The organism is Micromonospora sp. CNZ322, assembly GCF_007827755.1.
Window position 1 is genome coordinate 139,738 of sequence record NZ_VITD01000004.1, and the last position, 13,117, is coordinate 152,854.

General features: G+C 68.9%; 16 protein-coding genes and 1 tRNA gene. 3 read left to right on the top strand and 14 right to left on the bottom strand.

The window, feature by feature from the left end:
* Positions 1 to 213 precede the first annotated feature (213 nt).
* Both cysS and rlmB read left to right on the top strand, forming a co-directional pair.
* A complete protein-coding gene (cysS, locus tag FB453_RS11980) occupies positions 214 to 1,629 on the top strand; it encodes a cysteine--tRNA ligase (protein WP_112699296.1) in 1,416 nt (471 codons plus the stop codon).
* On the top strand, positions 1,629 to 2,762 hold the full coding sequence (gene rlmB / locus FB453_RS11985) for a 23S rRNA (guanosine(2251)-2'-O)-methyltransferase RlmB (RefSeq protein WP_112582882.1): 1,134 nt from the start codon (positions 1,629 to 1,631) through the stop codon (positions 2,760 to 2,762). The genes cysS and rlmB overlap by 1 nt, the downstream gene beginning before the upstream one ends.
* Before the next feature lie 138 nt (positions 2,763 to 2,900).
* On the opposite strand, the gene FB453_RS11990 is transcribed toward rlmB, so the two are convergent.
* Complete coding sequence (locus FB453_RS11990; protein WP_091403085.1) at positions 2,901 to 3,992, bottom strand: ABC transporter ATP-binding protein; 1,092 nt, start codon at positions 3,990 to 3,992, stop codon at positions 2,901 to 2,903.
* Between the two features lie 341 nt (positions 3,993 to 4,333).
* On the opposite strand from FB453_RS11990, the gene FB453_RS11995 reads away from it, so the two are divergent.
* A tRNA-Thr gene (locus FB453_RS11995) sits at positions 4,334 to 4,410 on the top strand.
* A 73-nt stretch (positions 4,411 to 4,483) separates the two neighbouring features.
* Here the strand turns inward: FB453_RS11995 and FB453_RS12000 are convergent.
* The 13 genes from FB453_RS12000 to FB453_RS12060 all read right to left on the bottom strand — a co-directional run bounded on the left by FB453_RS12000 (position 4,484) and on the right by FB453_RS12060 (position 13,008).
* On the bottom strand, positions 4,484 to 5,725 hold the full coding sequence (locus FB453_RS12000; RefSeq protein WP_145789880.1) for a site-specific integrase: 1,242 nt from the start codon (positions 5,723 to 5,725) through the stop codon (positions 4,484 to 4,486).
* Complete coding sequence (locus tag FB453_RS12005) at positions 5,725 to 5,922, bottom strand: helix-turn-helix domain-containing protein (protein ID WP_196929226.1); 198 nt, start codon at positions 5,920 to 5,922, stop codon at positions 5,725 to 5,727. The genes FB453_RS12000 and FB453_RS12005 overlap by 1 nt, the downstream gene beginning before the upstream one ends.
* 31 nt (positions 5,923 to 5,953) lie before the next feature.
* Positions 5,954 to 7,753, bottom strand: coding sequence for a replication initiator (locus tag FB453_RS12010; RefSeq protein ID WP_145789882.1), 1,800 nt, complete (start codon positions 7,751 to 7,753; stop codon positions 5,954 to 5,956).
* Positions 7,753 to 8,022 (bottom strand): hypothetical protein, encoded by a 270-nt coding sequence (locus tag FB453_RS12015; RefSeq protein ID WP_145789884.1) that lies wholly within the window; start codon positions 8,020 to 8,022, stop codon positions 7,753 to 7,755. The genes FB453_RS12010 and FB453_RS12015 overlap by 1 nt, the downstream gene beginning before the upstream one ends.
* A complete protein-coding gene (locus FB453_RS12020) occupies positions 8,019 to 8,726 on the bottom strand; it encodes a hypothetical protein (RefSeq protein ID WP_145789886.1) in 708 nt (235 codons plus the stop codon). The genes FB453_RS12015 and FB453_RS12020 overlap by 4 nt, the downstream gene beginning before the upstream one ends.
* Positions 8,726 to 9,136, bottom strand: coding sequence for a hypothetical protein (locus tag FB453_RS12025; RefSeq protein ID WP_145789888.1), 411 nt, complete (start codon positions 9,134 to 9,136; stop codon positions 8,726 to 8,728). The genes FB453_RS12020 and FB453_RS12025 overlap by 1 nt, the downstream gene beginning before the upstream one ends.
* Entirely contained in the window at positions 9,133 to 9,516 is a 384-nt protein-coding gene (locus FB453_RS12030) for an RRQRL motif-containing zinc-binding protein (protein ID WP_145790368.1), read from the bottom strand. Before FB453_RS12030 ends, FB453_RS12025 begins: the two co-directional genes overlap by 4 nt.
* A 20-nt stretch (positions 9,517 to 9,536) precedes the next feature.
* Positions 9,537 to 9,839 carry a hypothetical protein gene (locus tag FB453_RS12035; RefSeq protein WP_145789890.1) on the bottom strand — a complete coding sequence of 101 codons (303 nt, stop codon included), beginning with the start codon at positions 9,837 to 9,839 and terminating at the stop codon, positions 9,537 to 9,539.
* Complete coding sequence (locus FB453_RS12040) at positions 9,836 to 10,276, bottom strand: DUF6197 family protein (RefSeq protein WP_145789892.1); 441 nt, start codon at positions 10,274 to 10,276, stop codon at positions 9,836 to 9,838. Before FB453_RS12040 ends, FB453_RS12035 begins: the two co-directional genes overlap by 4 nt.
* An 84-nt stretch (positions 10,277 to 10,360) precedes the next feature.
* The gene (locus tag FB453_RS12045; RefSeq protein WP_145789894.1) at positions 10,361 to 10,570 is read right to left on the bottom strand and encodes a hypothetical protein; all 210 of its coding nucleotides are present in this window, start codon (positions 10,568 to 10,570) and stop codon (positions 10,361 to 10,363) included.
* Positions 10,567 to 11,436 (bottom strand): FtsK/SpoIIIE domain-containing protein, encoded by an 870-nt coding sequence (locus FB453_RS12050; protein WP_145789897.1) that lies wholly within the window; start codon positions 11,434 to 11,436, stop codon positions 10,567 to 10,569. The genes FB453_RS12045 and FB453_RS12050 overlap by 4 nt, the downstream gene beginning before the upstream one ends.
* Positions 11,437 to 11,518: 82 nt before the next feature.
* The gene (locus tag FB453_RS12055) at positions 11,519 to 12,457 is read right to left on the bottom strand and encodes a hypothetical protein (RefSeq protein WP_145790371.1); all 939 of its coding nucleotides are present in this window, start codon (positions 12,455 to 12,457) and stop codon (positions 11,519 to 11,521) included.
* A 230-nt stretch (positions 12,458 to 12,687) separates the two neighbouring features.
* Positions 12,688 to 13,008 (bottom strand): hypothetical protein, encoded by a 321-nt coding sequence (locus tag FB453_RS12060; protein WP_112681382.1) that lies wholly within the window; start codon positions 13,006 to 13,008, stop codon positions 12,688 to 12,690.
* Positions 13,009 to 13,117: the final 109 nt, after the last annotated feature.

Below are 13,117 nucleotides of genomic sequence, written 5' to 3' on the forward strand. Positions count from 1 at the left end.
GAAGGGCACGTCGGCCCGACCTCCACCTGCGCCGGACGATCCGAAGGTTGCGTCCGTCGGCCCGGAAGCCCGCTCGAAGGCCGGGTCGGCGGGGGCGGTGGGGTTGGCTGGCGGGTCACCGGAGCCACCGGAGCGTGCGGTCGCATCCACGCCTGGCAGCGTACGACCCGGCACCGGCGGACCCGGACAGGCACGGACAGCTACCCTTGTACGGTGACGCTACGCCTGTATGACACCGCCACCCGATCGGTGCGGGACTTCGTCCCGCGGGAAGCCGGCAAGGTGGGGGTCTACCTGTGTGGTCTCACCCTCCAGGCGCCGCCGCACATCGGTCACCTTCGCTCCGGCGTCAACTATGACGTCCTGCGTCGTTGGCTGTTGGCCGCTGGCTACGAGGTCACCTTCGTTCGCAATCTGACCGACATCGACGACAAGATCCTGGTCAAGGCGGGCGAGCAGGGCCGACCGTTCTGGTCGATCGCGTACGCCAACGAGTTGCTGCTCGCCGAGTCGTACCGGTCGTTGAACGTGCTGGCGCCCACCTACGAGCCGCGCGCCACCGGGCACATTCCCGAGATGCATGAGCTGATCACGAAGTTGATTGCCGACGGGCACGCGTACCCGGCGAGTGACGGCTCCGGCGACGTCTACTTCGACGTGGCGTCCTGGCCGGCGTACGGGTCGCTGTCGGGTCAGTCTCCGGACGCCATGCAGTCGGCCGGGGACGCCCCGGATCGGGGCAAGCGGGATCCGCGCGACTTCGCGCTGTGGAAGGGTGCCAAACCGGACGAGCCGGCGGACGCCTACTGGCCTTCGCCGTGGGGGCTGGGCCGTCCCGGCTGGCACATCGAGTGCTCGGCGATGTGCTGGCGCTACCTCGGCCCGGAGTTCGACATCCACGGCGGTGGCCTGGATCTGACGTTCCCACACCACGAGAACGAGATCGCCCAGTCCCAGGCGGCCGGGTTGCCGTTCGCCCGCTACTGGGTGCACCACGGGCTGCTCAGCATCGGCGGGGCCAAGATGGGCAAGTCCGCCGGCAACGCGCTGGGCCTGGCGTACGTGGACTCGCTCGGGGTGCGGCCGGTGGAGCTGCGCTACTACTACGCCGCCGCGCACTACCGCTCGGTGATCGACTACTCGGAGGATTCGCTGCGCGACGCGGCCACCGCGTACCGGCGGATCGAGGGTTTCGTGCAGCGTGCCGCCGAGCGGGTCGGTGCCGGGCAGCTCGGTGAGCTGCCCGCCGGATTCGTCGCGGCGATGGACGACGACCTCAACACGTCCGCCGCGCTGGCCGTGCTGCAACAGCACATTCGGGACGGCAACACCGCGCTGAGCGTCGGCGACGATGTGACCGTCCGCACCACGCTGGCCGTGGTGCGGGCAATGCTGGATATTCTCGGGATCGACCCCCTCGACCCGGCCTGGACCGGTGGCGGCCGATCGGACGATCTTCGTGCCGTGGTGGACTCCCTGATCGCGCTGGCCCTGGAGCAGCGTGCGCAGGCGCGGGGCCGCAAGGACTGGGCTGCCGCGGACGCCGTGCGTGACCAGCTCAAGCTGGCCGGCGTGGTGGTCGAGGACACCCCCCAGGGCCCCCGTTGGACTATTGGAGAGCAGGACTGATGGCCGGCAACTCGCAGCGCCGTGGCCGGCGACTGACGTCGAAGGCAGGCGCCCCCAAGGGCACCGGCGGCAAGAACAAGGACTCGTTGGCCGGGCGGGGTCGCACCCTGCCCGCGGACGAGCGGCCGTGGCACAAGGGCTACTCGGGCACCGAGAAGCTGCCCCAGCGCACCGCCTGGAAGCAGGACAAGGAGCGCCGCGCGGCGGCCGAGGAGGGGCGCGCCCCCAAGATCGGCCAGCCTGGCAGCAAGGACACCACCTGGGGTCGGGGCGGCGGTCGGGGCGTACCGGTCGGCCGGGGTGCTGCCACCGGCGGGCGGGGCGGCAAGCCCACCGGGCGGTCCGGCCCCCGGGTCACGCCGGGGCGCAAGTCCAACCCGTCCAAGGACACCCCGGAGCTGTTGGTCGGGCGTAACCCGGTGCTGGAGGCGCTGCGCGCCAACGTGCCGGCGACGGCGCTCTACACGGCCCAGGGCATCGACATGGACGACCGGATCAACGAGATCATCCGGACCGCCGCCGACCGGGGCATCGCCAACCTGGAAATCAGCCGCGCCGAGTTGGACCGGATGACCGGCGGGGTGCTGCACCAGGGCGTCGGCTTGCAGGTGCCGCCCTTCGCGTACCAGCCGTTCGAGGACATGGTCGCCGCTGCCCTGGAGCAGCAGGCCCCGCTGCTGGTCGCGCTGGACGGTGTCACCGACCCGCGCAACCTGGGCGCCGTGATCCGGTCGGCTGCCGCGTTCGGCGCGCAGGGTGTCTTCGTACCCGAGCGTCGTGCCGCCGGGATCACCGCGACCGCCTGGCGGACCAGTGCCGGCGCGGCCGCGCGGGTGCCGGTGGCGCAGGTGACCAACCTGACCCGGTCGCTGAAGGCGTGCCGCGACGCCGGCTTCATGGTCGTCGGCCTGGATGCCGACGGCGACACCGACCTCTACAACCTGGAGGCCGCGGTCGGTCCGCTGGTGGTGGTGGTCGGTTCCGAGGGGCGCGGTCTTTCCCGCCTGGTCGGGGAGACCTGCGACCTGACCGTCAGCATCCCGATGATCTCCGAGGTCGAGTCGCTCAACGCCAGCGTGGCGGCGGCGGTCGCCCTGGCCGAGGTCGCCCGCCGGCGCTCCGTCGAGCAGTAGCGCACGTCGAACGAAGGCCCCTTCCCGCCGAGCGCGGGAGGGGGCCTTCGTGTCAGCTCTGACAGGTCAAGAGCCGCTTCGGGTACGACGAAGGGGCGGCCCGCCGAAGCGGACCGCCCCTGTCGGTACGGCGTTACGTCAGATCCGGCCACCGGTGGCGGCGTGGAAGACGTGGCTGCGACCGGCGACCGGCTTGACGAACACGGTGTCACCCATGTTCGGCATGTTGCGCCGGTCGGTGCGGACGACGAAGCGCTCCGAGTTGCCACCCAGCGCGGCGTGGCCGTAGACGTTCGCGTCCGAGCCGAGGTCCTCGACCAGCTCGACCACGACCGGCATGCCGCCCTCGGTCGGGCTGACCAGCTCGCAGTCCTCCGGGCGGAAGCCCACGGTGACCTTGCCGTCGCCACCCTCGGCGCGGGCCGCCTCGACCTGCTCGCGGGTCAGCGGGATCTGCAGCTCGGCGAACTCGGCGCCCCGCTCGTTCAGCGGAACGGTCTTGATGTTCATGGCGGGCGAGCCCATGAAGCCGGCGACGAACACGTTGGCCGGGGTGTCGTAGAGCGCCCGCGGGGTGTCCACCTGCTGGAGGACACCGTCGAGCAGCACCGCGACCCGGTGACCCATGGTCATAGCCTCGACCTGGTCGTGCGTGACGTAGACCGTGGTGACGCCCAGCTTGGCCTGCAGGGACGCGATCTGAGTACGGGTCTGCACGCGGAGCTTGGCGTCGAGGTTCGACAGCGGCTCGTCCATGAGGAAGACCTGCGGCTCGCGGACGATCGCCCGGCCCATCGCGACACGCTGACGCTGACCACCGGAGAGCGCCTTCGGCTTACGGCTGAGGTACTCCTCCAGCTGGAGCAGCCCGGCCGCCTCCTTGACCCGCCGGTCGATCTCCGACTTGGAGGTCTTGCGCAGCTTGAGGGCGAACGCCATGTTCTCGTACACCGTCATGTGCGGGTAGAGGGCGTAGTTCTGGAAGACCATCGCGATGTCGCGGGCCTTCGGGGGAAGGTGGGTGACGTCACGCTGGTCGATGTAGATCGAACCGGCGTCCACGTCCTCCAGGCCGGCGAGCATCCGCAGGCTGGTGGACTTACCGCAACCCGAGGGGCCGACCAGGACGAGGAACTCCCCGTCGCCGATCTCGAGGTCCAGCTCGTTGACGGCGGGACGCTCTTGGCCCGGGTAGACCCGGGACGCCTTGGAATAGGTGACCGTAGCCATGGTGAAGCGCTTCCTTTCACCGGCAGGAACGTGCCGGACGATCCGAGTGAAGGAGCAACCGGCACGTGTCCGTGCCGGTTCAGCGGACGGCGGCGCGGTCGCGGGGGCGCCCGGTCGTCGTCCGTGTCAGTGAACCGTAAACGCGTTTACCCGTGCTGCCAAGGTGGGGGGCCGCCCAGCCCACCAGGCGGGCTACGCATTCCGGTCACTCGGGCACGGTCAGACATCAATCGACGCCGTGGGAAACGAGTCTGCGTCGGGTTGTTGACGATTCCCGTTCTCGGGAGGCCACGCGATCGGGATTACCGGACGTCAGTCGCTATGCTGACCTCGACGCACGCGCCCCTGTAGCTCAGCTGGCCAGAGCACTCGCCTTGTAAGCGAGATGTCGCCGGTTCGATCCCGGCCGGGGGCTCCAATTCCATCAGGCATTTCCCGATGGTCACTGCCGCGAGTCGACCGGTTGACAGCAACGCTGACAGCAATGGCACTCACGAGAGCTTCCCGTCGAGCTTGCCTAGAGCCTGACGCATCGCGTCGAGGTTGGCGTGAGCGTAGACCTTGAGCGTGATCTTCACGTCGGCGTGCCGAGCGATGGCCTGCACGACGTGTGGCGGTACACCCAACTCCATCAGCAGCGAGACCACGGTGTGCCGCAGGTCGTGCAGGCGGACACCAGGCAGACCGGCCGTTTCCCGGAGACGAGCGAATGAGCGGCTGAGGTTGGTGGGCTCCATCGGAGTGCCCCGTTCCGAGGGAAACACGAGATCGTGGTCCTCCCACACCTCGGCGAGTGCGGCTCGCTCCGTCTGCTGCCGTTCCTGGTGTTCGAGGAGAGTGAGCCAGGTGACCTCGGGCAGCGGCAACACCGCCTCCGAGTCTTCGGTCTTGGCGTCCTGGACGTGGAGCTGCCCGGCAACCCGCTGGACGGTCTGCTGCACCCGTAGCGTGCCCTCGTCTAGGTCGAGATCCGACCAACGGAGGCCGACCAGCTCACCTCGACGCAGCCCCATCGTCGCCGCCACGACATAGAGCGCATGGAGCCGGTGGCCCGCTGCGGCGGCCAGGATCTTTCGTACCTGGTCGACGGACAGCCCTTTGCCGACCTTGTAGCGAGGCGAGGGGATACGAACCAGCTTGGCGACGTTGCGCGACACCAGCTCTTCCCGCATGGCATGTTGAAGTGCGTTGCGGAGCACCGCGTGCACGAACTGAATCTGACGAGCGCTGGGGTAGTGCTGGCAGCAGCGACCGACTGAGCAGCAGCGGCGTTCAGCGGGTCGAATCTTGTCGAGGCCGTTGGTGCAGCAGAGGCACTTACGGCGGAACTCGTCCATGAACGCCTTGACGTGCTGGACCTGCAACCCGTCGAGACGCTTGGTGCCGAGTGCCGGAACGAGGTGCAGCCTTACCGCGCTTTCGTAACCCCGGGCGGTGGTGGGCTTGAGGTCGCTGACGTAGGCGGCCAGCCAGTACGGCAGATAGTCGGCCAGCTTCCAGGCCCGGTCGGGAACCGGGATGCCTCGCTGCGAGCGGGATTTCAGGTCGACAAGCTTGGTGTGAGCTTCTTCCCAGGTCGCGCCGTAGACGAACTTGCGCTTACGGGTGCCCTCGGTGGTGAGCACGTAAGCCTGCCCGACCCAGCGGCCGTCGCTAGACCGCTGATAGATCGAGCCTTCGCCGTTGGGATTGCGACGAGCGGCGGACTGGCGTTGCTTGGGCTCTCTGGGCATCAGGCAGCTTCTTCCGTGAGCGTGGTGATGACTTCGTCGATGGCGGCAGCGGGGATAAGCCGGCGGCTTCCGACCTTGAAGGAGCGGAGGCGACCGGAGCGGATCAGGTCGTAGACGAGCGAGCGACCGATGCCGAGCGCTCGGGCGGCTTCCTCGACGCGCAGCACGCGAGGAGTGATCGAAGTGGGGGCGTCCATCGGTTGGCCTTCCTCGTGCGGCGTGGCGGGATCAAGCGGCAGCCGGCGAGGTGCCGGCCGGGGTGGTGGCGATTTCGTGGGCGAGTTCTTCGCGGCCGGTGGTTCGTCGCTCTCGTGCCATGGCGGCGGCGGTGTTGGCGAGGAGGGCGTCTCCGGTGGTGTGCCAGCCGACTCCGGCGAAGGTGAGGGTGCCGACGATGAGCGTCGTGTCGTCTTCGTCGAGGTGGTCGACGGCGCGGAGGGTGCCGGGTTGTTCGTCGGCCTGGTGCTCGTGCTCCTGGCGTCGGAAGGTAACGCGGGTGTCGCGCAGGAGTTGGAAGGTGACGGAGTAGCGGCGTGCTTTGGTGAGGAAGTGGCCGCCGAAGCCGAGCATGTGCGCCCAGCGCCGCAGCCGGGCGTAAGGGTTGCCCGTGGCTGGTTTCGTCGGTCCGGTGTCAAGGCTGGCTTGACGCTGGGCGACGCAGACGGGGCAGGCGGCGTAGCGGGTGTGGGTGCCGCAGTCGGGGCACTCCCAGCGGTCGACGAAGCCGGGCCGTGGCCGGTGGTCCCGGGGCCTCTCCGCGAGGGGGACGGGTGTGCCGGTGGGTCGGCCGGTGTGCCAGCAGGCGTCGATGAGGCGGGCGGTGTGGTCGCCGTCGGGGTCGGCGTAGTCGCCGATGGAGTCGGCGTCGAGTCTGACGGAGCGGTGCCCGGTTACCTCGGTGCTTTTGGTGGCGTACTTGGCAAGGTAGCCCGCGACCATGCTGTCCGTGACCTCACCGTCTCCGGTCAGGTTGATGGGTCGGATGTCGAGGCCCTTGCCCGGATCACCCCAGGCGATCTGCCAACCACCGGGCCGGTCGGGATGGGTCGGGGTGGTAAAGGCGACCTGCTCGACAGCGGCGCGGATCGCGTCGTCAAGGTCCGCGATGGTGAAGCCGGCTGGTGGCGGGATGACAGCGGTGGGGTCGTCGGGGTGGACGCCGTCGAGGCGCACCAGGGCGTGGAAGTGCACAGCGCCACGTGCCTGGAACTCGGCCACCTTCCCGTGTGACAGCCGCACAGGTGCGACGGTGCGGATGTTGCCGGAGGCGGTGACGACATGGACGCGGGGGATGCCCCGGCGGCGGGCGAGTTTGGCGAGCCATCGTTCCGCGGCTTGCTTTGTGCGGTGCCACAGCTCGCCGGAGAACAGGTTCCACACGACTTGGTGGGTGTGGTCGTAGCAGTCCAGGCACAACGGCTGCCCGAGCACCTGGTCCCCGGCTTCATGGCGTGCCCAGCAGACAGCAGGCCGTCCGTGTTCGCAGAGGCCGGTGTCGCGGCGGGCGTGGCACGGGTCGGGCCGGCAGTCGCAGCGTTTGCGGTTGCCGCAGGTGTGCCGCTTGACCGCCCGGGTGTGCACGGTGCCGAAGGACGGTGCGGTGAACGTGGCGAACACCGCCGGATGCTGGGCGACCGTGTCAGGGACACCTTTGCCGCCGATGAGGCCAGCGCGCAGGAGTTGGAAGGCGTCGCGTTGGTAGGTATGGGCGCAGGCGGGGCAGACGGTGGCGCGTCGGTTGCCGCAGGCGGTGTAGATCGCGGCGTCGGGCATGGCGTCGGTGTGCCGCTGGTCCAGGACCCTGCCCGTTGACGAGTCGACGGTGAGCAGCTGGCCGGCGAGGCGAATGGGTCGGGTGCAGCCGGCGGCGGCCCGGACGTGTTCCAGCCACCCGAAGTAGTCCGGGCGGGTGGCGCGGGTGAATGCGGAACCAGTGGCGGTGTAGTCGTAGACGGGGATGGTGTCGGCGTTCGAGCCCACACCCCGGGCCCTGATGGTCCGGGGTGTGAGGTCCAGCGTCGAGGCCATCAGCCGCGAACCTCAGTGGTGAGGGTGCGGGTGGTGATGGTGCGTTCGGTGACGATGACCCGGCAGGCACCGCACTGGCGCTTGACCGGTTCGTGCCGACGGCACGGGATGGTGGCGGTGGTGTCGCCGCAGCGGATGGTGACGGGTGCCCGGCAGGGACCACCCGGGATGACGTCTACCAGAGTTCGGCGGATGTCGAACGGGTGCGCGTCGGGGTAGGCGGGGCAGGTGTGGGTGACCTGCTCGATGTCGACCAAGACGATGGTCATCGGACACCGCCGATAGTGGTCAGGAGCTTCCCGGCGACGACCGTGCTGACGTCGAGGCGGTCGGCCAGCTCGGCAGGGGTGATGGGTTGGCCGGTGGCCTGTTCGTGCTGCACGGCCGCGAAGCGAGCGGTAGGCAGCAAGTGAGCGGGGACGTCGACCGGCTCCGAGGCCGGTGCGGTGACAGGTTCCGGCGTAGGGGCCGGGGTGATGGCAGCCGGCGGTGCCGGCTCAGTGATGACCTGCTCGGCCACCTGAACGCGGATCGGCTCCATCGGCTCAGGAGCCGGTGCCATGGGTTGCGTGGTGGGCGCGGGGGCGAGGACGAGTTTGACCAGGGCCATGAACGCGAGCGCGGGAACGGCCGAGAGGAGCCACCCGGACGGGCCGGGCTTGGCAACGGCGAGTTGGGCGGCGAGGGAGAGGCCGGCGGCGGCGATGAGCAAGACCATCGGGTAGCCGATGGAAGCGCCGGTGCGGCGGCGTCGGCGGATGGTGAGTAGGGCGGCGATGGGGACGAGTTCGGAGATGACGGCGTTGGCCCAGCCGAACCAGCCCGGGGTGTTGTCGGGGCTGTTGGCCATGGTCCAGTCGTGGACGTGGGTGAACGAGGCGGCGCCGGCGGAGCCGCCGACGACGATGAGGATGAGGACGAGGACCAGGCCCTCCAGACGGGTGCCGGCGTTGGCCGGGTTGGTCGCGGGCATCACTCGCTCCGCTCGACGGTGTCGTTGTTCGACAGGTGGAAGGCGGTGGGGCGGCATGCGGGACAGGGCTTGGTGATGTCGAGGTAGGCACCAGGCCCTGGGGAGTCGTCGAATCCGCCGTGCTGCGCCTCGTAGGTGAGGTCCAACCGGACGTGGATGTCACCGGTGTCGTGGCAGAGGGGGCAGGGGCCGTCGGTGGGTGCCAGGCACCGGTACGGGGTGTTGTGGCCGTCCTGCCGGAGGGTGACGTAGATGGTGACGGTGGCGCTGGTCAGCGGGTCGGTGAAGGTCACGAAGTCGTCGGTGAGTGTGGGTCGCCAGTTCGGGACCGGGTGCAGGCAGTAGGCGGTTCCACCGGTCAGCGGAGACAGGATGAAGATCGAGGCACCGGTGTCGAAGGGGTCGGTCATGACAGGCCTCCCTGGCAGTCGAGGCAGCAGCCGTAGCGGCGGGGGATGTAGTAGGGCTTCACCTGGCCGCAGTGCCGGCAGGTCCGGCGGGCGAGCAGGGCTCTGGCGATGGCCTCCCGCTGCGCGGGCGTGGCGGTGCGCTTCGCCTTAGCGAGGTCAGCGCGGTAGAGGTAGGCGACCCGCCGGTTTTGGCGGTGTCGCCAGAGGATCTGGGCGACTGGGTCGTGTCCGCCGGGGCGGAGGCCGGCGGCGCGGAGTTGCCGCAGGGTGGCCAGGCCGGTGGGGGCGCAGTGGTAGGGGAAGGTGGGGAACCCGTAGCGGGTGCCGAGCGGGTCGTAGAACTCGACCCGGATGCCGGTGCGCTCGGCCAGGTTGTCCAGGTCGACGGCGCGTAGGTCGGTCATGGCTTGTCACCGCCCCAGCGCTGTTGGGCGGCTTGGCGGGAGATGCCGAGGCGGGAGCCGATTTCGGCCCAGGAGTAGCCGAAGGCGCGGAGGCCGATCACGGCCTCGCCGATGGCGTCGTCGATGACGGAGGACAGGGCGATGAGGTCGCGGAGGGCTTCGACGTCTCCGGTGGCGACGCGGCGGCCGTGGGCGCGGATGATGCGCCGAGCGAACGAGGCGAAGGCGTCGTTCTCAACGACGTCCCGACGCCGTTGCCGGGGCAGGTTGGGCGTCAAGGGCTTCTTGACGGTGTTCATCGCGTCTCCCCTTCCGCCTTGCGGAGGGAGTCCCACTGGGTGGCAGCCGCCGTGAGGGCGGTGATGACCTGCTCGGCGGTGCGGGCCGGGTCGTCGTTCCAGGAGTACGGAGAGGTGTGCTCGTCGAGGAGGTAGCCGTCCTCGTCGACGAAAAACATGGGCGCGGTGGTGTCGAGGTAGTCGACGAACACGCCCAGGGCGGCGAGGTAGTCGGCGAGGGCGTCGGGGTCGAGCTGGGAGAAGTGCTCGACGGTGTGTCCGGCGCAGGCGATGCCGATGGCCCCGGCGGCACAGGCCGGCGGGGTGAGGTTGTCGGTGGTGTGGGCGTAATAGGTGCCCTGGTGCCAGCCGTGCCGGCGCAGGTAGAGGGCAGCCATCCGCAGTAGGTCAGCGGGTGTGACCGCTGCTGTGGTGGGTGGGTTTTGGGTAGCCTTCATGGCAACCACGTCCTTTCGAGGTTGTTGGTGGAGGTCGGCAGGACCAGCGGGTGCTGGCAGGCGTTGACTGGTCCTGTCGACCGGCTATCGGGCGCGTAGCCGCAGGTAGCGGCGGTGCCGGTTGTCGTCACCCGGCATCTGGGTGGGTGCGGAGAGGTAGACGAGTCGCCCACTGCGGGCGACGGCCTGGACCAGGGCGGCGATGTCCTCGGGACTGCCGGTGATCCAGAGTTCGGTGAACTGGGCGGCGCGTTGGTTGTTCGCGCGGGCGTAGGCGCGTTCGCGGGTGGTCATGCCGCCATCTCCCACTCGGTGGGGTCGACCGCCGGAGTGCTGGTGCCGACGGGGCGGCGGGTCCAGGCGGCGTAGTCGGCGATGTTGTAGATGTCGGTGTCGGTGAGGTAGGCGGCCTTGATGCGGCGGGGGACGCCGCCTTCGGCGAGGAGGTAGGCCGCGCCTTGGTTGGTGGGTGAGATGTCGGAGGCGGTGTAGCCCTGCTCGGCCCAGCCCTGACCGAGGATGATGTTCGAGCTGTTCAGCGAGGTGCACCGGAACGCGGCCCGGTAGCCGAACAGGTCCCGCAACGAAGCGGGGATGATGTCCCACGATGGGCGCTGAGTCGCAGCCACGACGGGCATGCCGCAGGCACGGCCGAGGGAGACGAGCCCTCGCAGGAGGGTGGAGAACTCTTCCTGTTGCTGCTTGGTGCCGAGGACGGTGGAGAACATGGCGAGTTCGTCGATGATGGTGACGATGACGGACATGCCGTCGCCGTCGGCGAGCTTGCGGCGCCGGTTGGCCAGGAGCCAGGCGTAGCGGTTGGTGGCGACGACCAGGAGGCGACGGAGCACCTCGATGGCTTGGTCGATGTCGGGGCCGATGAAGGCGTCGGCGAGGTCTCGCCAGGGGCCGAGTTCGACGAGTTTGGCGTCGAAGAGCACGAGGCGGGTGTTGTCGCACAGGGCGGCGTGGCCGCAGATGTTGTTGATGAGGCCGGACTTACCGCCGCCGGGTTCGCCTGCGGTGAGCAGGTTGCGGTAGATGACGTCCAGGTAGACGGGTTGGCCGAACTCGTCGATCCCGATGAAGATCGGGTCGAACATCGACAGGCCAGGACCCACCGGCACCGCGTCGGCGGTGGTGGGAATCGTGGTGGTCATGAGGTGCCCTCCTGGGCGTTGTGGGCGCGAGGAGCCACACGAACGAGCCGCCATGGCTCCTCGCGTCCGGGGTTGGGTGGGGTCAGATCCAGTCGGAGACGTCGTCTGCTTCGGGCGACGCGGAGGAAGCCGCGGGCTTGCTGCCGTTGGCCGTCGTTGCGGCCGGCTTCTTGCTGTCGGACTTGCCCTGGGCGGGGATCCTGATCGTCGGAGCGGTGACGTCCGGCAGGTCCAGGGCGGTGGGGACCATCAGCGGCGATGCCGAGACGGGTGCGCTCGGGTCGATCACGTCGACCAGCGGGGAACCGACGTGGGCGGTCAGCACCTCGCGGCGTTTGATGTCGAACCGCAGGTAGGCGGCGTTGTTCTCCGAAGCGCGCTCGATGAGCACGGTGGAGGCGTGGCAGGTGACCGCGATCTTGTCGAGGCGGCCTTCCAGGTCCTTGGCGGACAGGCCCGGTCGTAGGTAGACCCAGACCCGCTCGCCAACCGGGGTGGGCTTGGCCCACAGGATTAGCGGCAGGCTGCCGGACTGGTTGGCGATGATGAACTGCGCGAAGCAGACACGCAGCCGATGCCTCACCACGAGGCACCACGTCCAGGCGATGACCTGGCGGCGGACCGGGCGGATGGCGGCGGGGACGCCGACGACCAGGGCGACCACGAGAAGGGTCACCAGAGTCGGGGTGTGGTTGGCGAGCTGCACCCACGCGGTGAGCAGCAGGACACCGAGGATGGTTTCCGGGGTCCACCACCACAGCAGCCGGATCACCGGCCAGATGCGGACGAGCACCCAGACGAGGCCGCCGGTTGGAACGCCGATCAGCGCGCCGACGAAGACGGCGAGGATCGGGTGGATAGAGGAAGCGGCCACCACGGCCGACAGAAGGCCGACGATGACCGCCGTGAGGATGAACGCCATTCGGGCGTTGCGTGCGGAGGAGCGGTGGACTTTGGCCTCGATGACCGTCACCGTTCCGGTTGACCTGCCGGCGAACCGGCGGGGGCTAGACTTGGACATGACGAGTCCTCCCAAGCACATTGGGTTGGATGAGTTGGAGGGCACGGGGTCGGCAGATGTAGGAGTCGGACCGACCCCGCGCCAGCTCTTGCGGGGATGCCACCACCACTGGTGGTGACGGGCCGGGAATGTAGGAGTCGGAACCACTCCCGGACCAGGAATCTCAGCGGACCATCAGGCCGCTTCGTGCCTCAGACACCAGGGCTCACACAGCGCGGTGAACGAGGGACCTACTTAGCCGCCGAGTTACCAGCCTTCGGCTTCAACGTGATCGCACGGAACGCGACGCCGTTACGCCCGTTGGTCGCCCACGGAATAGCCTCCAACTGCTCGACAGCGACGAGCTGTCCCACCGTCACGCCCGGCTTCTCACCCGCCGTGGTGATGGTGATGATCTCGCCGCCAGTCTCGTCGAGCACGAAGACCTGGGTCGACCACATGAGCCGGCCAGTGTTCTTCTCCGACCGCTGATTGCCGTTCTGGTCGTTCTTCGGCTCCGGGTCCTTCGTCACCTGGACCTGCTTGCTCTGGGTGTCCACGTACAGCTTCACAACAAACCTCCTGGGTCTCGGGCCAGTAATGAGCTAGTCCCCGGTGGACTGTTGCTCGTGGCCTCTGCGGATAAGGCTCCCGAAAAGCCAGGGACAACCCATCCGATGA